This is a genomic window from Variovorax sp. OAS795, assembly GCF_040546685.1.
Classification (GTDB): Bacteria; Pseudomonadota; Gammaproteobacteria; order Burkholderiales; family Burkholderiaceae_C; genus Variovorax.
This window is the reverse complement of record NZ_JBEPOH010000002.1, coordinates 773,081-791,656: the sequence shown is the minus strand read 5'-3', so window position 1 is coordinate 791,656 and position 18,576 is coordinate 773,081. Positions and strand designations below refer to the sequence as shown.

At 68.6% G+C, this 18,576-nt stretch carries 16 protein-coding genes and 1 pseudogene; 2 read left to right on the top strand and 15 right to left on the bottom strand.

Going from position 1 to position 18,576, the window contains the following annotated elements; all coding sequences use genetic code 11:
- Positions 1-149: 149 nt before the first annotated feature.
- Positions 150-1,067, bottom strand: coding sequence for a hypothetical protein (locus ABID97_RS29330; RefSeq protein ID WP_354403011.1), 918 nt, complete (start codon positions 1,065-1,067; stop codon positions 150-152).
- Positions 1,068-1,206: 139 nt separating this feature from the next.
- Here ABID97_RS29330 and ABID97_RS29325 point away from each other — a divergent pair, with 139 nt between their 5' ends.
- The gene (locus ABID97_RS29325; RefSeq protein ID WP_354403010.1) at positions 1,207-1,854 is read left to right on the top strand and encodes an ABC transporter ATP-binding protein; all 648 of its coding nucleotides are present in this window, start codon (positions 1,207-1,209) and stop codon (positions 1,852-1,854) included.
- Between the two features lie 24 nt (positions 1,855-1,878).
- Here the strand turns inward: ABID97_RS29325 and ABID97_RS29320 are convergent, their stop codons facing one another.
- From ABID97_RS29320 to ABID97_RS29260, 13 genes and pseudogenes are all read right to left on the bottom strand, one after another.
- Positions 1,879-3,006 (bottom strand): ABC transporter substrate-binding protein, encoded by a 1,128-nt coding sequence (locus ABID97_RS29320; protein WP_354403008.1) that lies wholly within the window; start codon positions 3,004-3,006, stop codon positions 1,879-1,881.
- Between the two features lie 42 nt (positions 3,007-3,048).
- Entirely contained in the window at positions 3,049-4,146 is a 1,098-nt protein-coding gene (locus tag ABID97_RS29315; protein ID WP_354403007.1) for an ABC transporter permease, read from the bottom strand.
- The gene (locus ABID97_RS29310; protein ID WP_354403006.1) at positions 4,143-5,699 is read right to left on the bottom strand and encodes a sugar ABC transporter ATP-binding protein; all 1,557 of its coding nucleotides are present in this window, start codon (positions 5,697-5,699) and stop codon (positions 4,143-4,145) included. Before ABID97_RS29310 ends, ABID97_RS29315 begins: the two co-directional genes overlap by 4 nt.
- Positions 5,696-6,625: a YncE family protein gene (locus tag ABID97_RS29305; protein ID WP_354403005.1), complete on the bottom strand. Its 930-nt coding sequence runs from the start codon at positions 6,623-6,625 to the stop codon at positions 5,696-5,698. The genes ABID97_RS29310 and ABID97_RS29305 overlap by 4 nt, the downstream gene beginning before the upstream one ends.
- Positions 6,622-7,551, bottom strand: coding sequence for an SMP-30/gluconolactonase/LRE family protein (locus ABID97_RS29300; protein WP_354403004.1), 930 nt, complete (start codon positions 7,549-7,551; stop codon positions 6,622-6,624). Before ABID97_RS29300 ends, ABID97_RS29305 begins: the two co-directional genes overlap by 4 nt.
- Positions 7,548-9,779, bottom strand: coding sequence for an extracellular solute-binding protein (locus ABID97_RS29295; protein WP_354403002.1), 2,232 nt, complete (start codon positions 9,777-9,779; stop codon positions 7,548-7,550). Before ABID97_RS29295 ends, ABID97_RS29300 begins: the two co-directional genes overlap by 4 nt.
- Positions 9,780-9,789: 10 nt before the next feature.
- Positions 9,790-10,419, bottom strand: a complete 630-nt coding sequence (locus tag ABID97_RS29290; protein ID WP_503012838.1) for a carbohydrate ABC transporter permease — start codon at positions 10,417-10,419, stop codon at positions 9,790-9,792.
- 251 nt (positions 10,420-10,670) lie between these two features.
- On the bottom strand, positions 10,671-11,159 hold the full coding sequence (locus ABID97_RS29285) for a type 2 periplasmic-binding domain-containing protein (protein WP_354403088.1): 489 nt from the start codon (positions 11,157-11,159) through the stop codon (positions 10,671-10,673).
- A gap of 64 nt (positions 11,160-11,223) precedes the next feature.
- Positions 11,224-11,853, bottom strand: a pseudogene (locus ABID97_RS29280) (ABC transporter substrate-binding protein); the annotation flags it as partial.
- 191 nt (positions 11,854-12,044) lie between these two features.
- Positions 12,045-13,136, bottom strand: a complete 1,092-nt coding sequence (locus ABID97_RS29275) for an ABC transporter ATP-binding protein (RefSeq protein ID WP_354403001.1) — start codon at positions 13,134-13,136, stop codon at positions 12,045-12,047.
- A gap of 35 nt (positions 13,137-13,171) precedes the next feature.
- A complete protein-coding gene (locus tag ABID97_RS29270; RefSeq protein WP_354403000.1) occupies positions 13,172-13,948 on the bottom strand; it encodes a cytochrome b561 domain-containing protein in 777 nt (258 codons plus the stop codon).
- Between the two features lie 287 nt (positions 13,949-14,235).
- Positions 14,236-16,044 carry an alkaline phosphatase D family protein gene (locus ABID97_RS29265; RefSeq protein ID WP_354402999.1) on the bottom strand — a complete coding sequence of 603 codons (1,809 nt, stop codon included), beginning with the start codon at positions 16,042-16,044 and terminating at the stop codon, positions 14,236-14,238.
- A gap of 163 nt (positions 16,045-16,207) precedes the next feature.
- Positions 16,208-17,401, bottom strand: a complete 1,194-nt coding sequence (locus tag ABID97_RS29260; protein ID WP_354402998.1) for an MFS transporter — start codon at positions 17,399-17,401, stop codon at positions 16,208-16,210.
- A gap of 122 nt (positions 17,402-17,523) precedes the next feature.
- Between ABID97_RS29260 and ABID97_RS29255 the strand changes: the two genes are divergently transcribed.
- Positions 17,524-18,021, top strand: a complete 498-nt coding sequence (locus tag ABID97_RS29255; protein ID WP_354402996.1) for a winged helix-turn-helix transcriptional regulator — start codon at positions 17,524-17,526, stop codon at positions 18,019-18,021.
- A gap of 18 nt (positions 18,022-18,039) precedes the next feature.
- Here the strand turns inward: ABID97_RS29255 and ABID97_RS29250 are convergent, their stop codons facing one another.
- Positions 18,040-18,399, bottom strand: coding sequence for a hypothetical protein (locus ABID97_RS29250; RefSeq protein ID WP_354402995.1), 360 nt, complete (start codon positions 18,397-18,399; stop codon positions 18,040-18,042).
- Positions 18,400-18,576: the final 177 nt, after the last annotated feature.

The window sequence follows — 18,576 nt, the reverse complement described above, 5'->3', positions numbered from 1 at the left end:
CCTCGGTGTCAGCCAAAGCCGCTTGCGCAGGGTGCGAGGTTTCCACTGCGTGCGCGGCTGGCCCTGAAAAGATCCGTCACAAAAATGGACGCAAAAAAGGCGGCGACCCGTGCGGGGTGCCGCCTTTTGGGCAACCGGCAGGTTGCCGGCTATGAAATCGGATCGAAGCCCGGCGCCTGCACCATTTCAGACGCCTTGTAGATCTTGTGCTGCGCCGTGGGACCGAGCGCATCGGAGACGACCAGCAGGCGCCAGAGCGGCTCGCGCGCGGAACCCGCGCGTTCCTCGTCCGTGAGCTGGAACGCCGGCAGGCCCGTGGCGGTGCCCTTCACCACGACCCGGAGAAGCGTTGCACCCTTGGCGTTCGAGACTTCGATGCCGTAGCCCAGGCCCTGGCTGCTCACGTCCTCGGCGTTGTAGCCGTAGCCCTTGAAGTGGCGCATGACATAGGCCGTTGCGGCGGCCTGCACGTCTTCGCGCGAGGCCTGGCCGGAAGCCGCCTGCGCTTCCGGCGCGTTGGCGGGCACGCCACCCCGCGCCCGGGCGGCCTGGATGTCGGTTTCGCCCGGAACCCAGCCGCGCGGGCCGCGCACCAGCACCGCGAGTTTTTGCAGCGGCTCCCACACGGCCACATGCCATTCGCTCTCGTCGCGCACCCGCGTCGAGACCTTCGCGGCCTTGTTGCTCTCGAGCTCGGCGATCGGCACGCGGTTGGTCTGCAGCACGGCCCGGAAGCCCTGCTCTGCATCGAAGGTGCGCTTGAGCAGCGCAAGGCGATCCTTCGCGCGCTGGACCTGGTGCGGCGTGCGGTCGCCGCCGGCGGCGCGCCGCTGCACGTCCAGCGACTCGAGGCAGAACCAGCGCCCGCCTTCGCCGACGCTCACGTATTCCGCCCAGACGGTGGCAATCACGTTGTCGCCGGTCGCGAGCCAGGCCTGGTCGAACGGCTTGTCGCGCGCGTCGAACACGCCCATCTTGGCGACGATCTCGACCGGCGTGAGGCGCGGTCCCGAGAGTCGCATCTCATCGATGACGGCGAGTACGGAGGGGTCGACTTCCTTGTCCATGCAGTGGGGGTTTTTTTTGGCGAATCGGGGGGTGGGAGTATGCCGTATCGACGCCCGCCTTCGCCGGCTGCCGGCGCGTTCGCACACGCTGTTACGGCGCTGGCGGTCCGAGGCAGAATCGGGCGAAAGGCCCCTGCACATGAATTCTCCGACGCCCCCTCCCATCCTCCGGCTCGACGGCGTGGGCTTTGCCTACCCGGGCCAGCCCGCGCTGGCATCGGGCTGGAGCGCCTCGGTGGGCGAAGGCGTCACGCTGCTCCATGGCGACACGGGCAGCGGAAAATCGACCCTGCTGCGCGTGATCGCGGGCACCCTGCCCGCTTCCGGCACGCTGGCGCTGGCGGGCGCAAGCCTCGCCGCCGCACCCTCCGCCTACAGGCGCCAGGTGTTCTTCTGCGATCCGGCCACCGAGGCGTTCGACCAGGTCACCGCGCGCGACTGCACGGCCATGCTGGGCGAGGGCGATGGGGCCTTCGATGCGGCGCTGTGGCAGACGCTGGTCGAAGGCTTCTCGCTCACCGCGCACATCGACAAGCCGATGTACATGCTCTCGACCGGGTCGAAGCGCAAGGTCTGGCTCGCCGCCGCGCTGTCTTCGGGCCGGCCGCTGGTGCTCTTGGACGAACCCGAAGGCGCGCTCGATGCGCGGTCGATCGGCTGCCTGTGGAAGACCATCGCATCGCGCGCGGCGCGCCCGGGCCATGCGATCGTCATTGCGAGCAGCGCGCGCCTCGGCCACGTGCCGCAGGTCCGGCTCGCCGGCTGCATCGAGCTGCCGCTTCGCTGAACGCCGCGTGCGGCGTGTTGCGTCCTACTTGCCCCAGATGCGCTTGTAGGCGTCGCGGTAGCCGTTGCCCGGATCGAAGCTGTTCGCCGGTCCGCCGTCGCTCGCAATGTTCTCGGCCGTCACCAGGTGCACCGGCGTGGAGTAGCCGCTGGGCTGTTGGCCGCCCAGCGCCCGGTTGATCTCGTCGACCATCTGCCAGCCGTGCAGGCTCAGCGGCTCGGGCACCGTGCCGGCCTGGAAGCGCTTGCTGCGGATGCGCTGGTAGGCCGACTCCGAGCCGTCGCCGCCCGAGAGGTTCTGCAGGTCCTTGGCCACCGCGCCGGCCGACTGCAGGGTGGGGCCCATGAAGTCGAAGTACAGGTCGTTGATGCCGAGCGAATAGGTCCACTTGGCACCGTGCCGCTGGATCAGCGACGTGGTCAGCTGCGGCATGCGGGTGGAGGTGTCGGCCAGCGGCGTGTCCTCCACGCCCAGCAGCGTGCAGCCGGCGCACTTCTTGATGACCTCGGCCATGGCGTTCGACTTGGCGATGGCCACCGCATACGCGGAGTCGGTGAAGACCACCACGCCGGCCTTGCCGTCCGACTTGGCGACCGCATAGAGCGCGGCAATCTCCGCCACGTCCTGCGCGTTGGTCGTCACGTTGAAGAACAGGCCGTCGACCGCACCCGATTCCTTCGCGGCATGCCAGCCGACCACCGGAACCTTGGCCTCGGTCGCCTTCTTCACGCTGGTGGCCTGTTCCTTGGCGTCGAAGCCGCCGAGCAAAATGCCGGCCGGCTTGAGCGCCATCGCCTGGTTGAAGGCCGCGGTGCGGCCCTGCACCGTGCCCTGCCCATCGAGCACGCGCACCTTCCAGCCGATGACCTTGGTGGCCTCTTCCACACCCTTGGACACGCCGAGCACGCCGCCGTTGCGCATGTCCGACGCGACGAACACGATGGTCTTGTCGGCCACGGCCTTGGGGCCCGTGGTGGGGCCGTCCCACTTGGTCTTGGCGGCCGTCGCCGCCGCGACCTTGCTCTTTGCAAGCTGGAGGAAATCGTCGGCCATCGCGTGGCCCGAAAGGACCGCGAGGCCTGCGGCCAAGGCGGCTGCGAACACCGTGCGGCGCGCGCGGTTGAGCGATGCGTGGAAGGAGGTTGTCGTCATGTTTGTCTCTCGTTGCTTCTGGTGGGTGGTGGAAAAAAACCTTCAGGACTCCGCGGGCGCCTTCGGCGCGCCGGCTGGATGCGATGCGATCTGCTGCTCGGCGATGCGGCGCTTGATCGACTGGCCGCGCTTGCGCTGCGCATACCCCGCGATGCCGATCGACACCAGCAGCGTGATGCCGTTGAACAGCGGCTCGACGAAGAACGCGCCGCCGAACTGCTGGATGCCCGAGATGCCGACCGCCAGGATGGCCACGCCGACCAGCGTGCCCCAGACGTTCACGCGGCCGGGCCGGATGGTGGTGGAGCCGAGGAAGGCGCCGACCAGCGCCGGCAGCAGGAACTCCAGCCCCACGCCGGCCTGGCCGATCTGCAGCCGCGAGGCCAGCACCACGCCCGCGAAGGCCGACAGCGTCCCCGACGCGACGAACGCGCCCATCACGCATTTCTGCAGCGGAATGCCGTTGAGCACGGCCGCCTTCGGGTTGGAGCCGATCACGTAGAACGCGCGGCCGATCGGCGTGTGCTCGCTCACCAGCCACAGCACCACGGCCAGCGCCATCACATAGAACGCCGTGACCGGCAGGCCGAACAGGTCGGCGCCCGCGATGTTCACGAAGCCGTCGGGCAGGCTGCCGATCACCTGGCGCCCCCCGCTGTGCCACATCGCGATCGCATACAGCACGGTGCCGGTGCCCAGCGTGGCGATGAACGAGTCGATCTGCGCCTGCTCCACAAGCACGCCGTTGATCACGCCGAACAGCGCGCCGCACAGCAGCACCACCGCCACCGCCGCGGGCCACGACAGCCCGAACTGGGTCTGCAGGCTGATCGCGAGGATGTGCCACAGCACGATGCCGTAGCCGACCGTGAGGTCGATCTTGCCGGTCATCATCGGGATGGTGGCGGCGAGCGCGAGCAAGGCGATCACCGACTTGTCGCTCAGGATCGAGCGCAGGTTGAACAGCGTCGGAAAGCTCTGCGGCAGCAGGATCGAGAACAGCACGATGAGCCCGATGGTCAGCACCGGCAGGCCGTAGACCGGCATCTGTCGGCCGATGCGGGCCAGCAGCCCGAGCGTGTGGGCGGTGTCGAAGGACGGATCGGGTTCGAGCGCGGTGGCGCGGATGGAAGTGGTCATGACGCGATTGCCTCTGGTGTTGTAGTGGGTGTCTTGGGGGCCGGTGCGGCCGTGTCTTCGCCGCCCGCGGCAGCGACCAGCAGCCGCGCGACGCTGAGCCCGGCGCCGTCGAGCTCGCACGCCACCGTGCCGCCGCGAAACACCATGGCGCGCGTGCACACGTTGGCGACTTCCTCGAAATCGGTGGAGATCACGAGCACGCAGACGCCGGCATCGGCCTGCTCGCGCAGGATCTCGTAGATCTGCCGCTTGGCGCCGACGTCGACGCCCGCGGTGGGCTCCTCCAGGATCAGGAGCGGCAGCTTCAGGTTCATCCAGCGCGCCAGCACCACCTTCTGCTGGTTGCCGCCGCTCAGGTTCTGGATCTCTGCCTGCGGCGCCGGCGGGTTGATGTCGAACTGGCGGATCAGCCGGCGCGCATCGGCCGACTCGGCCTCGGGCGCGAGCCGCGCCAAGAGGGTGCCGAGCGCGAGGGCGGGGTTGGGGAACAGGTTCTCCTGCACGCTGAGGTTCGCGCCGAGGTTCTCGTCGATGCGGTCCGCCGCCACCAGGCCGATGCCGAGCCGGATGGCCTGTGCCGGATTGCGCGGCACCACGGAGCGCCCGCCGATCAGGATGCGGCCGCGCTCCAGTTCCATCAGGCCGAACAGCATGCGGCCGATCGCCTCGTGGCCCGCGCCGCGCAGGCCGATCAGGCCCAGCACCTCGCCGCGGCGGGCCTGCAGCGTGACCGGGCCGGCGTTGGCCGCATACACCGCATCGAGCGTGAGCAGGGTGTCGGTGCCGTCGCCGCGCGCCTTGGGCAGCGACGCATCGAACTTGCTGCCGACGATCAGCTCGACCAGCTCGGCCGCGCTCGCCTGCTGCGTGACGCGGGTGCCGACCAGCTTGCCGTCGCGCATGACCGCGGCGCGGTCCGAGATGTCCATGATCTCGTCGAGCCGGTGCGAAACATAGATCATCGCCACGCCGCGGCTGCGCAGCTGGCGCAGCAGCGCGAACATGCGCTGCACGTCGGCCATCGGCAGGCTGGCGGTGGGCTCGTCGAGCACCAGCACGCGCGCGTCGGCGTCCAGCGCGCGGCCGATCGCGAGCAGCGACTTCTCGGCGCGCGTGAGCGTGAAGACGCGGCGGCGCGGATCGATGTCGCAGCCCACGTGCCCGAGCACGCGGCGCGCATTGCGCTCGACCTGTTTCCAGTCGATGAGCCCGAGCCGGCGCGGGAAGCCCATGCCGAGCGCCACGTTCTCAGCCACCGTCATCCATTCGACCAGCCCGAGGTCCTGGTGGATGAAGGCCATGCCCTGCTGCTCGCGCGGCGCGGCGCGCCACTCGGCTTCGGGCCGGCCCTGCAGGAACACGCTGCCGCTGTCCTGGCTGTAGACACCGGCCAGGATCTTGATCAGGGTCGATTTGCCGGCGCCGTTCTCGCCGAGCAAGGCGAGGATCTCGCCGGCATGCAGGTCGAGCGACACGTCGTCGACCGCCTGGGTGCCGCCGAAGCGCTTGCCGAGCGCCTCGACGCGCAGCACCGGAGCGGAAGGGGCGTTCACAGCGTCACCACGCATGAAACGTCGGGCTCGCGCTGGGTCGCGATGAACCGCTCGAACGCCAGCGTCTCCATGTTGAAGTAGCCGAGCTTGTCGTTGTCCTGGCTCACGAAGGCGAGCGGGCGCGTCGGATGGAAGCTCAGCGCGATCGGCCGCGCGGCCATCGGGATGCGGGCCAGCTCCTCGAGGCTGGCCGCATCGACCACCGAGAGGCTGCGCTCGCCGTAGTTGGTGACCACCAGCCGCCCGTCGCGGTACAGGTAGATGCGCGTCGGGTCGTCGCGCGAAGGGGCCTCGCGCAGCACCTTCATGCGCGCGGTGTCGATCGCCGCGAGCGTGTTGCTCCAGCGGTTGGTGACGTAGAGCGTCTTCTCGTCGGCCGAGAGCGCACAACCCTCGGGCTTGTCGCCGGGCGAGCAGGACACCGGCAGCGTCGTGGCGTCGTGCGGCCGCACCTTGCTCACGGTGTGCGAGAGCAGGTTCATCACGTAGGCCGTCTGCCCGTCGCGCGTGAGCGCGAACAGGTGGCTCTTGATGCCGCCCGCGGGCACGGCGCGGCGCGGGGCCGTGTCGGTCTCGGGATGGTCGAGCACCACGAGCTGCGCGCGGTCTTCGCTCAGTGCATAGAGGCGGCCCTGCTCGTCCATCTGCATGCCGTGCACGCGGTTGAACGGCGCGATGTCGATGGTGCGCGCGAGCTTGCGGCCCGCAAGGTCGATCTGGAAGATGCGCGTGCCGCCGTGGCCCGGGTGGCCCGAGGTCTCCACGCCGTAGTGGCCCACGTAGGCGAAGCGCCTGGCCGCGTCCACCACGAACTCATGCGGAAAATCTTCGAGCCCGATACTGTGCAGCCGCTCGCCGCTTTCGACGGCGTAGTAGCTGAAGCAGTGGCTGCACTTTTCCACCAGGAGCAGGATTTCTTGTGTCATGGACGCTGGATTCCTTCCGTACGAAGCGTGATGCGGTAAAGCGAGGAGCTCGCTGCGATGTAGAGCTGGTTGCGCCGGGCGCCGCCGAAGCAGAGGTTGCCCACCTTTTCGGGCACATGGATCTTGCCGAGCAGGCTGCCGTCGGGGTGATAGACCTGCACGCTGTCCAGGCTGCTGGTGTAGACCCAGCCCGCTGCATCGAGCCGGAAGCCATCGGGCAGTCCGGGGTTCACCTCGGCAAAGACGCGCGGGTTCGAGAGCCCGCCGGCATGCACGTCGAACACCATCAGGTGGTGGCGCCCGCCGCCGTCGCTGCGCATCGCGGCCGAGGTGTCGCTCACGTAGAGCAGCGATTCGTCGGGCGAGAACGCGAGGCCGTTGGGCTCCTCGACGGCATCGGTCATGGCATCGAGCCGGCCGGTTGCGGGGTCGAAGCGGAACACGAAGTTGGCCGCCTGCTCGCGCTCGGCACGGTGGCCTTCGCGGTCGCTCGCGATGCCGTAGGGCGGATCGGTGAACCAGATCGTGCCGTCGCGCTTCACGACGATGTCGTTGGGCGAATTGAGGCGCTTGCCGAGATGGCGGTCGACCACGATCTCGTCGTGCGTGCCGGCGTGCACGCCATCGGCTGAAACACGGGTGCGCACAATGGCGCGCAGGCCGTGCGAGCAATGCAGCAGGTCGCCGTTCAGGGCGCGCGCGTGGCCGTTGGTGAACTCGACGCCGCTGCGCCAGACCGACATGCCGTCCTTCGGGCTCCAGCGCAGCATGCGGTCGTTGGGGATGTCGCTCCACAGCACGGCGTCGTCCTCGTGCATCCAGACCGGGCCTTCGCTCCACGCGGCGCCGGTGCACAGCTTCTCGAGCCGCGCGCCTTCGACCACGGGCGACAGCCGCGGGTCGAAGATGTCGATGGGGGTGTTCATGCGGTGGGTCTTTCGCAGCAGTCCCGGGTACGTTCCGCGCTGGTCCAGCCACCGCTTCGCAGCAGCGACGCCAGCGGCGCCACGGTGGAGGCCAGCGCCTCGCGTGCGGTGCGGCGGCCTGCGAGCACATCGGGCAGCGCCTGTCCGATGATGTTCTTGCTCATCTCGTCCCATTCGGGAATCTGGGGCCGCCAGTCGGGGTTGGCGGCACGCAGCACGAAAGGCAGGATGCCCTGCTCGGGATTCCTGATCTTGAAATCGACATTGGCCAGTGTCGACCAGCGCCCCGTGTTGCCGCCCAGCGTCGCCACGCGAAGATCGCTGGCCTTGCTGGTCATCCACTGGATGAACGCGCAGGCGGCCTCGGGCCGGCGCGCGTTCTTCGGAATCGCAAGGCCGAAGCCGCCGGTCTGGCCCGACATGCGCCTGGCACTCGGGTGCATCGCATAGGCGATCTTGTCCGCCACCTTCGAGCGCCTCGGGTCCTTGGCCGGTCCCATCACCGCCAGCGAGTCGAGATAGAACGCGCATTCGCCGTCGAGGAACGCGGCCTGCATCTCGTCGAAGCCGGCATTGCCGGCGCCCGCCGGCCCGGTTTCCACCAGGCGGCGAAGCGTCTCCGCGGCCTTGATGCCCGGCTCCTCGTGCAGCACGGGCCTGAAGCCGGCGTCGAACACCTGGCCGCCGAATGGCGACAGATGCAGCAGCCAGGCATGCGTGACCTGGTGGCCCGCCTGCGAGCGCGAGGTGACGCCGCCGATCTTTTCCTTGTCGCGGATCACCTCGCAGGCATGCAGCAGTTCGTCGTAGGTGGCCGGCACATGCAGCTTCTGCCGTTCCAGGATGTCGCGCCGGAAACCGAGCACGCTGGTTTCCGCGCCGCAGGGCAGCCCATACAGCCTTGTGTCTGGCGCGGCCAGGTTCGGCTTCGGACCGTTCGCCCTGCCGATGGCCTGCACATAGGCCGGAATCAGGTCGCTGAATTCATAGCCCGGCATGGCCAGCAGCGGGTCGGCCAGCATGTCGTCGAGCGGGCGCAGCAGCTTCTCCTTGATGTACTCGGCCTTCCACACGACAAGGTAGGTGATCACGTCGTGGTCGCCCTGCGGCTTGCGCATGCCCGCCAGCTGGCGGTCCTTCATGTCGAGATAGGGCGTGCGGTCGCGCTCGATCCTGATGCCGGTCTCGCGCGTGAAATCGTCGAAGAGCTTTTCGGCGGCGTCGTAGTGCGGGTGCGGACCGGGATAGCTCACGCGGATGGTCTGCCCGCGCAGCTTGCCCCAGGCTGCCTGGCCCGCGCCCTGCGCATGGGCGCCGAGACCCCAGCAGGCGGCGCCATACGCGCCCGCCGCCTGGATCAGCTGGCGCCGGCCGATGAAGGTCGGGTTCGTCGGCATGGTCATCATCCCTTGACCGCCCCGGCGGTGAGCCCGGTGATGATCTGGCGCGCAGCGACGAAGGTGAAGATCAGCGGCGGGATCGCGATGAGGCTGCCCATTGCCATCACCTTGCCCCAGTCCACGCCCATGTCGGTGATGAACAGCGAGGCCGCCACCGGCAGCGTGCGCGTGTGCCGGTCGGTCAGCACCAGCGCCAGGATGAACTCGTTCCACTGCGATGCGGAAGGTGAAGATCGACGCCGCGGCCAGGCCCGGCGCCATGAGCGGCAGCAGCACCTTCACGAACACCTGGATCGGGCCGCAGCCGTCGATGGCGGCGGCCTCTTCCAGCTCGACCGGCACCTGCAGCACGAAGCCGTAGAGCAGCCAGATGGTGAACGGCAGGTTGACCGCCACGTAGAGCAGCACCAGTCCCCAAAGGCTGTTGATCAGGTGCCACTGGCTCCAGATCATGAAGACCGGGATGGCCAGCACGGCCAGCGGCACGGTGCGCAGCAGGAGCGTGGTGTAGGCGATGGTGTTGCGCCCCGCAAAGCGGAAGCGCGCCAGGCCATACGCCGCCATGCAGCCCAACACCAGCGTGACCGCGGTGGAGACGATGCCGACGAACAGGCTGTTCATCAGGTAGCTGCTGAACTTGTCTTCCTGCAGCACGGCGCGGTAGTTCTCCAGCGTGGGCGTGAAGATGAAGTTCAGCGGCTCGGCGAAGATCTGCACCTGCTGGCGCAGGCTGGTGGTGAAGATCACCGCGATGGGCGCGATGCACAGCGCCGCGAGCGCGACCAGCATCGCGTAGTGCAGCACCGTGACAAGAGGGGAGCGTTTCATGGACGGCGCCTCACCTGTCGTTCTTCAACGGGTTCGACAGCCGCAGCGCACCCCAGGACAGGGCCACCACCACCAGCAGCAGCAGCACCGAGATGGCAGCCGCCGCGCCGAGCTGCTGGCCGACGAAGGCTGTCTTGTAGATATGCAGCGCGAGGATCTCGGTCGCATCGCCCGGGCCGCCGAAGGTCAGCACGTAGATCACCTCGAGCACGCGGAAGGCGTCGATCAGCCGCATCATCAGCGTGATGGCGATCACGTGCATCACCATCGGCAGCTTGACCAGGAAGGTCATCTGCCACCACTTGGCGCCGTCGATGCGCGAAGCCTCGATCACCGCGCCGTCCACGTTGGCCAGCGCCGCCACCATCATGATGAAGACGAAGGGCGTCCACTGCCAGATGTCGGCCACGACGATGGCGGCGAAGGCCAGCGTCGGGTCGGCCAGCCAGCCGCGCGCCGCGATGCCGAACAAGGCCAGAACCGCATTGACCAGGCCGAACTGCGCATCGAACAGGTAGCGCCATGCAAGGCCCACCGCAATGGGCGCGATCATCATCGGCAGGATGAACAGCGTGCGGAAGAACGCCGTGCCGCGCACCGGCCGTTCCAGTGCCAGCGCCAGCGCGATGCCCAGCACCATCTCCGCCGTGACGCTCACTGCCGCGAACTGCAGCGTGGTCCACAGCGACGACCAGACGCGCGGGTTGGAGAAGGCCGAGACGAAGCTGTCGAGCCCGACCCAGCGGGCCTCGCTCCACGGCGTGCCCATGCTCCAGTCGAAGAAGCCGAGCTGGAACGCCGACACGACGGGGTAGAGGCAGGCCGCGGCCATGATCAGCACGGCCGGCCCGAGATAGAAGGCCGGAACCCAGGGAGAGGTGCGCATCGCGGTCAGACCTTGTAGCTCGCTTCGCGCATGATCTGCGTGACCGGACCGACCAGGTCGTTGAGCGCGGCCTCGGCGGTCTTCTTGCCGGTCAGGGCCTCGGAGATGCCGACGCCCAGGGCCTGCACGTTGATCTTGTCCCACACCGGGATGATCGGCCGCCAGTCGGGGTTGCTGTACTTCAGCGCCTCCCTGAAGGTGATGAACTCCGGGTACTGGCGGACAAGCTCGGCATCGGCCATGGTCGAGTTGCGCACCGGCGTGCCGCCGGCCCGGGTGCAGGCCTTGTCCTGCGCCTTGGCGGTGAGCCACTGCATCAGCAGGAAGCCCGCATCGGCGTTCTTCGCGTTCTTGGGGATCGCGAGGCCGAGGCCGCCCGACTGCGATGCGCGGCGCGTGCCCATGGGGTGCAGCGCCCAGCTCACCTTGCCCGCGATCCGCGATTTGGAAGGATCGTTCACCAGGCCGGCGAGCGAGGTCGAATCCAGGTACATGGCGGGCCTGCCCCTGCAGGAACGCGGTGTTGCTCTCGCCCTGTCCGTAGGCCGGGATGCCGGCCGGGCCGGTGGCCACCACCTCCTGCAGGAACTTGAGCGCCCTGATGCCCGCCGCGTCGTTGAAGCGCACTTTCCACTCGTTGTCGAAGATGCTGCCGCCGAGCGGGTTCAGATGCAGCAGCCAGGCATGCACGCACTGGTGGCCGGCCTGTCCGCGCGAGGCCAGCGCGCCGATGCCTTCCTTGTCCTTCAGCACGCGCAGCAGCCTGGCGAACTCGTCGTAGTTGCCGGGCGGCTGCAGGTCGTGCTTGGCAAAGAGGTCGCGCCGATAGGCGAGCACCGAAGTCTCGGCGCCATAGGGCAGGCCGTAGAGCTGCGCGCCCGGGCCGGCCAGGTAGCCCTTGGGCCCGCCGACGAGGCCGAGGTTCTCCAGGTAGATCGGGATGATGTCCTTCAGGTCGAACTCCGGATCGACCAGCGCGGCATTCCTGAAGAAGCGCTCCAGCGGATGGACGAGGTTCTTGGCGACGTACTCGCCCTTCCACATCACCACATAGCTCACCAGGTCGTAGTCGCCCTGCGGCTTGGCCATCTCGAGCAGCTGCTTTTCCTTCATGCGCCCCATGGACAGCTTGTCCACGTCGACCTTGATGCCGGTCTCCCGCGTGAACTCGGGCAGGATCTTCAGCATCGCGTCGTAGTGCGGATGCGCCGGGATGTTGAAGGTCACGGTCTGTCCCGCGTACCTGGCATAGCGGCTCTGCGCGAACGCGCTGCGAAGCGGCAAGCCGGCGCCGAACACGGTGGCGGCACTGCTCTTCACGAAATCTCTTCTTTTCACGGCGACCTCTTTTCTTGTGTGTGTTGATCGGTGGAGGAAGCTCAGCGGCGCAAGGTGTGCCCGCTGCCGCTGTCGAAAACGTGCAGGTCCTCGCTGTCGAACGCCAGGTGGATGGCGCGGTGCAGCTGCCCATGCGCATCGCCCGGCAGCATCGCGGCCACGCGCTGGCCCGAGGGCGCGGCCATGTGGCCGACGACCTGGCTTTCGGTGCCGAGGTACTCCACCACGTCCACCGTGACGGCGAGCTGTGCCGGCTGTGCGCTGGCGCGCAGCGCCTGCGGGCGCAAGCCCAGCGTGAGCGCCTGCCCGGGCGCGGGCGGCCGGGCCGCGAGCCACGCGGGCGCCTGCCAGGCAAAGCCTTCGCCGCGCAGCAGGCATTGCCCGTCTTCCTCGGCATAGCGGGCCTGGAAGAAATTCATGGTCGGCGTGCCGATGAAGCCCGCCACGAACAGGCTCGCCGGCCGCGTGAACACCTCCGACGGCGTGCCCACCTGCTGGATGCGGCCCTTGTCGAAGATCACGATGCGCGAGGCCAGCGTCATGGCTTCGACCTGGTCGTGCGTCACATAGACCGTCGTCTTGCCCAGGCGCTCGTGCAGCAGCGCGAGCTCGGCGCGCATGTGGCCGCGCAGCTTGGCGTCGAGGTTGGACAGCGGCTCGTCGAACAGGAAGACCTTGGGCTCGCGCACGATGGCCCGCCCGATCGCCACGCGCTGGCGCTGGCCGCCCGACAGCTCCTTGGGCTTGCGCGCGAGCAGGTGGCCGATGTTCAGCACCTTGGCGGCTGCGGCCACCTTGCTGTCGATCTCCGCCCTGGGCCGGCCCGCCAGGCGCAAAGCGAACGACATGTTGGTGCCCACGTCCATGTGCGGATACAGCGCATAGTTCTGGAACACCATCGCGATGTCGCGCGCCATCGGCGCCACCCGCGTGACGTCGCGCCCGCCGATGGTGATGTGCCCTTCGCTGACCTCTTCGAGCCCCGCGATCATGCGCAGCGTGGTGCTCTTGCCGCAGCCCGATTCGCCCAGCAGCACGACGAATTCGCCGTCGCCGATGGCGAGGTCCATCTGCTGCACCACGGTCACTTCGCCGAAGCGCTTGACCACGTTGTTCAATTCCAGGCCTGACATCTCTTTTCCTTGAAGTTTTGGTTTTTTGCGAGGGGTCAGGGTGGGCCGGAACGTGCGCGCCAGGCGGCCGCCGTGTAGCGTCGCACGCCCCAGCCGACGACAGGCTGACGATTGCCGGGGTGCGCGGCGTCCGGCCCCCAGATGGCCTGGTAGGTGTCGATGCAGCGGCCCCGGCGTTGCAGCAGCGCGAAGGCCGCCGCGAAGGCGCTCCACCAGATCACCAGGACGACGGCCATCCAGCGGGGCGCGTCGGCGATGGCGAGGCCGAGGACGATGGTCATGGCAGCAACGCCGATGGCGAGCCAGCCCAGCGACTTGTGCACGCGCTCGAAGCCGACGCGCCAGCGCGTCATGTCGTAGTGGTCGCCGCGCAGGCGCACATCGGTCGGCCCGCCCTTGCCGCCGCGCAGCAGGCCGCCGGCCACCTGCGCCCAGCCCGCGATGCACAGGCCCCAGCCGAGCCACGCATGCAGCTGCGCCGCGGCGCCGCGGACGCCACCCGTGCCCCACGCGAGCCAGAGGCCGGCGCTCATCGCCAGCACGCCGGCGTATTGCATGGCGCGGTGGGCATGCCACCACGCCTTGTTGTCCAGTTGCGCGGGCCAGTCCTGCCCGGGCACGATCTTGAAGAAGCGCGCCGCCAGTGCGCCCAGCGGCAGCAGGATGCCCCAGCCGAGCACCATGAGCCGGGCGTGCCATGCCGTCCAGTCCGCAATGTGGTGTTCGTCGGCGCCGGAGAGCGGCGCCAGCAGCCAGCTCCATGGCTGTGCCAGCGCTGCATGCGCCGCCGCGGCCATGAGCGTTCTTTCCATCTGCTTGTCTCCGACTGTTGTGCGGGAATCGTTGGCGGCAATCGTAGGCAGGCGATTGATCCTCGTAAATTGAAAGATCTTGATCGATCAATAACCGCAGGTGATCAAAAAGGAGCTCCGTCGCGAGAGGATTGCCGAGGTTCCGGCGCACGCGCTGGCGCGCCCGGCGCAGCGTGGCCGGGGCAGGATCGAAGCGGATCGGAGGCTGGCGCACGAGCGCCCGGCCATGCCGTTGCATGGCCGGGCGCAGCTGGCAAGGCCGCGGCGCCGGGCGGCGCCGCCGAGGCTCAGGTGGCGAGCACCTGCAGGTTGCCGGCGCCCGGCAGCACGCGCAGCGTGGCGGCCAGCCGCACCGAATAGTCGCGGCTGAACACCGTGCTGACCTCGATGTATTCGCAGCGCGCTTCGGCCGTCGTGAGCGTCAGCACGGCATAGCCGCGCTTGCTGGTCTCGGCGTAGCGCAGGTCGTCGACCATGCGCTTGAAGCCGTCGGACAAGAGGTCGTGGGCGATCAGCGGCAGCGCGCGCTCGAAGCCGGGGGAAGACACCGAAGAAGTGCCGAATTCCACCCCCACGCGCTGGCCCGATGTGTCGGTGAGGTTGCCGGCCCAGGCGTTGTGCGTGTCGCCGGCCAGCGAGATCAGGTTCTTGCCCTGGCTGCGCGCCATGGCCAGCACCGCGTCGCGCGCGGCCGGGTAGCCGTCCCACGCGTCGAGGTTGTAGGGCACCTTGCGCTGTGCGAGCAGGGCGCGCTGGCTTTCACTGCGCGCCGACTCCGGCAGCGCCTGCGCCGCCAGGTAGTCGCCCAGCGTCTCGAGACTGAAGTTGGCCGCGACGCTCAGGGGAATGTGCATGCGCATCATGAGCACCTGCTGGCCAAGCACCTGCCATGTGCCGGCCGAGGCGGCCATGTGCCCGGACAGCCAGTCCACCTGCGGCTGGCCCAACAGCTGCCGCGTGGAAGCCGCCGCCTCGCCGGCCAGGTACTGGTCGAGATCGACCTGCCTGTCGCGCCCGATCAGCCGGGTGTCGAGCATGTGCATAGAGGCGAGCGTGCCGAAGTCGAACGACCGGTAGATGCGCAGCGGGTCGGCCGGGTCGGGCAGCCGCGTCGGCAGCCACTCGTGGTAGGCCTGCACGGCCGCGGCGCGGCGTGCGGCATAGCTGCCTTCGGTGGACTCGTCGTGGTTGGAGGCGCCACCCGACCATGCGTTGTCGGCCACGTCGTGGTCGTCCCATACGGCGATCATCGGCAGCCTCGCGTGCAGCGCGCGCAGGTCGGCATCGGTGCGGTACTGCGCATGGCGCAGGCGGTAGTCGGCGAGCGTGAGAATCTCGTGGTCGGGGTTGGACTCGCGGTCGATCGCAATGGCGAGCTGCGACGCATACCCGATGCGGCCGTACTCGTAGATGTAGTCGCCCAGGTGCAGCACCACGTCGATGTCGGTGCGCTTGGCGATGTCGGCATAGACGTTGAAGTAGCCGCTCGGGAAGTTGGAGCACGACACCAGCGCCAGTTTGGCTTGCGACACGCCCCCCACCGGCAGCGTCTTGGTGCGGCCGATGGGAGAGTTCTCGCTGCCCACGGCAAAGCGATAGAAATACGTGCTGGCCGGCTGCAGGCCGGCGACGTCGACCTTGACCGTGTAGTCGCGCTCGGGGCCGGTGCTCGCCGTGCCGCGCGCGACGATGATGCCGAAGCGTTCGTCGCTCGCCACTTCCCAGTCGACGTTGAGGGTGCCGGGCGCGGCCACCGACACGCGGGTCCAGAGGATCACACGGTCCGAGAGCGGATCGCCGCTCGCGATGCCATGCTTGAACACCGTGTTGGAACCGTCGGGCGGAGGGGTGCCGCCACCGCCGCCTCCACCGATGCCGCCTCCGAAGCCCCCGCCTCCGCCACCGCCGCCACCTCCCCCGCAGGCGGTCAGGCCGATGCCGCCGCCCGAGAACATCGCGAACAGCACCGCGCTGCGCAGCAGCGAGCGTCGGGTGGTGCCGGTCAGGCCTGGGTGGGGGTCGATGCCGCCATCGGGATCGGCGTCGCGATCGCTATGGCTTGCCACTTCGTTCTTCTTCTCGTTCCGGGTACGCATGGCTGTCTCCTGATCCGCCGGCGGCGAGGCGTACGGCACGCCTCGATCCCCTCTCGACGTCGGGGCCATTGAAGGCGAGGACTTTGGTTTCTTGCGTAGGTTTTTGCCGATGCACGCGTCAGCCGCCGGCGCACGCACTGTCGGCCGGCACGCGCACTTCGGATCAGCGTGCCGTCCCGGAGACGGCGGCCGCGACGGCCGCAGGTTCGCGCTCCGTTCGCACGATGCGCCGGTGCGCCCACTCGGCCACGAACAGCGCCGCCGCGATGAACACCGCGCCGGCAAGGCCGAGGTAGTGGCTGCCGATCAACGCGAGCGCCGCGCCGCCGGCAAGCCCCGAGACCGACACGCCCACGTAGAGCGCGGCCGAATTCAGCCCCAGCAGCAACGGCGCCGCAGCGGGCGTGATGCCGATCAGCCGGTGCTGCTGCGGCACCAGCACGCCCCAGCCGCACACGCCCCAGACGATCAGCGCCGGCACCGCGGTCGCGAGCGAGGCGGAGCTCCAGGGCAGCAGCGCGAAATCGAGCGCGGCCAGCGCGATCGCCACATTGATGATGCGCCGGCTGCCGAAGCGGTCGGTCAGCCGTCCCGCGGCCAGGTTGCCGACCGTCGCGGCCACGCCCCACAGCAGCAGCAGGCCGGCCAGCACGCGCGCATCGCCGCCCGTTGCGCGGTCGAAGCTCGAACCGATGTAGGTGTAGACGAGAAAGAGGCCCGCATACACCAGCCAGGTGGTCAGCAGCGTGAGCAGCACGCGCGCATCGCCCAGCGGTGCCAGCCGGCGCGCGAGGCTCACGGCCGGCAGGTTGGGGATGTTCGGCAGGCGCCATGCGACGCCGGCCGCGGCGATCGTGCCGACGATGGCGACGAACCACATCGTTGCACGCCAGTCGAGCCAGCCTCCGATGAAGGTGCCCAGCGGCGCGCCCAGCGCGGTGGCGCTCGACAGCCCGGCGATCACGATGGCGAGCGCGCGGCCGCGCTGCTCGGGCGGTACCAGCGAGGCCCCCGCGGCGGTGGCGGTGGGGCTGAACATCGCCGCGCCCAGGCCGGCCACCAGGCGGCTGGCCAGCACCAGTTCGATGCTCGGCGCCACCGCGGTGATCACGTTGCCGACCACGAAGACGGCGAGGCCCGCGAGCAGCAGCCGCTTGCGCGGCCAGTGCGCGGCCGTTGCCGCGACGACCGGCGAGAGCAGCGCATAACTCAGTGCATAGAGGGTGACCATCTGTCCGGCCAATGCGACGGACACGCCGAGCGAGGCAGACACCTGGCCCAGCACGCCGGCCACGACGAAGCTGTCGGTGCCGATCGCAAACATGCCGGAGGCCAGAACGAGGAGGCGTTTGTCCATGGGGAACTCCACAAAAAAGACCCAACCTCGGTCGGGCGATGAAGACAAGATAGTTGCGTGACGAAACTTGGACTCTATTCTCTTAAGTTGCGTCACGCAACTTACGTGGCTAGAATAGCCCCATGTACAGAAAGACCTTTGACGGCATGAACTGCTCGATCGCGCGTGCGCTCGACGAAGTCGGCGAGTGGTGGAGCCTGCTCATCGTGCGCGAGTGCACGCTGGGCACCACGCGCTTCGACGACTTCCAGCGTCGCCTGGGCATCGCGCGCAATGTGCTCACCGCGCGGCTGAACAGCCTCGTGGCGCACGGCGTGCTGGAGAAGGTGCTGGCCGAAGGCAGCGAGCGCCGCAACGAATACCGGTTGACGGAAAAGGGCGAGGCCCTCTACCCCGCGCTCATGGCCTTGATGCAGTGGGGCGACCAGTGGTGCGGCCACAAGGCGCCGCTGCAACTGGTCGAGCACGCCACCGGCCAGCCCGTGGAACCCGTGGCCCTGCGCGCGGGCAAGCGCAAGCTCGGCCTGCACGACGTGCGCCTCGAACCCGGCCCGGGCGCAACGCCGAAGACCGCGGACATCATCGCGTCGCGGAACCGGGCCATCCTCGGCCTGGAATGAAGCCGCGGGCGCGCCGCCTCAGTCGCACTTCTCGAAGCGCTTGCACTCCGGCGCCACGCGAATCGACGTCAACGTGTTCTCGCCATCGATGTGCTTCGCGGTGAACCTCACCCACGCGCCTTCGGCAATGTCTGCGACCAATGCACGGTCGCGCACCCTGAAGGCCTGGACCGTGAAGGGCAGCTTGGCGCGGGGCAGCAGCTTGAGGCGCACGTAGAGCTTGCCGTCCGCTTCTTCCTTGAAAGACGCGATGCGGGCATAGGTGGTCACCGGCGCTGCCTGGGCGGCCGTGTCCGCAGGCTTCGCTTCAGCTGTTTGCGCGGCCGCGCCGTTCGCAGCGGCAAGGCTCAGGGCGAGCATGAGGAGGGAGGGCAGCATGGGGGGTACCTTTATTGAACCGTTGCAGCGCTCATTGAAACCGAGGGAGAACGGGAATATGTCATGCCCTCGATCCGAAGCCCGGGCCGGATTTTGGCATCATCGAAAAGCCATCAGCACTCTCTGCGCGGACCACCAGCTCGCGTCCACCGGCCTCGATGGACAGCGCCGAACCGG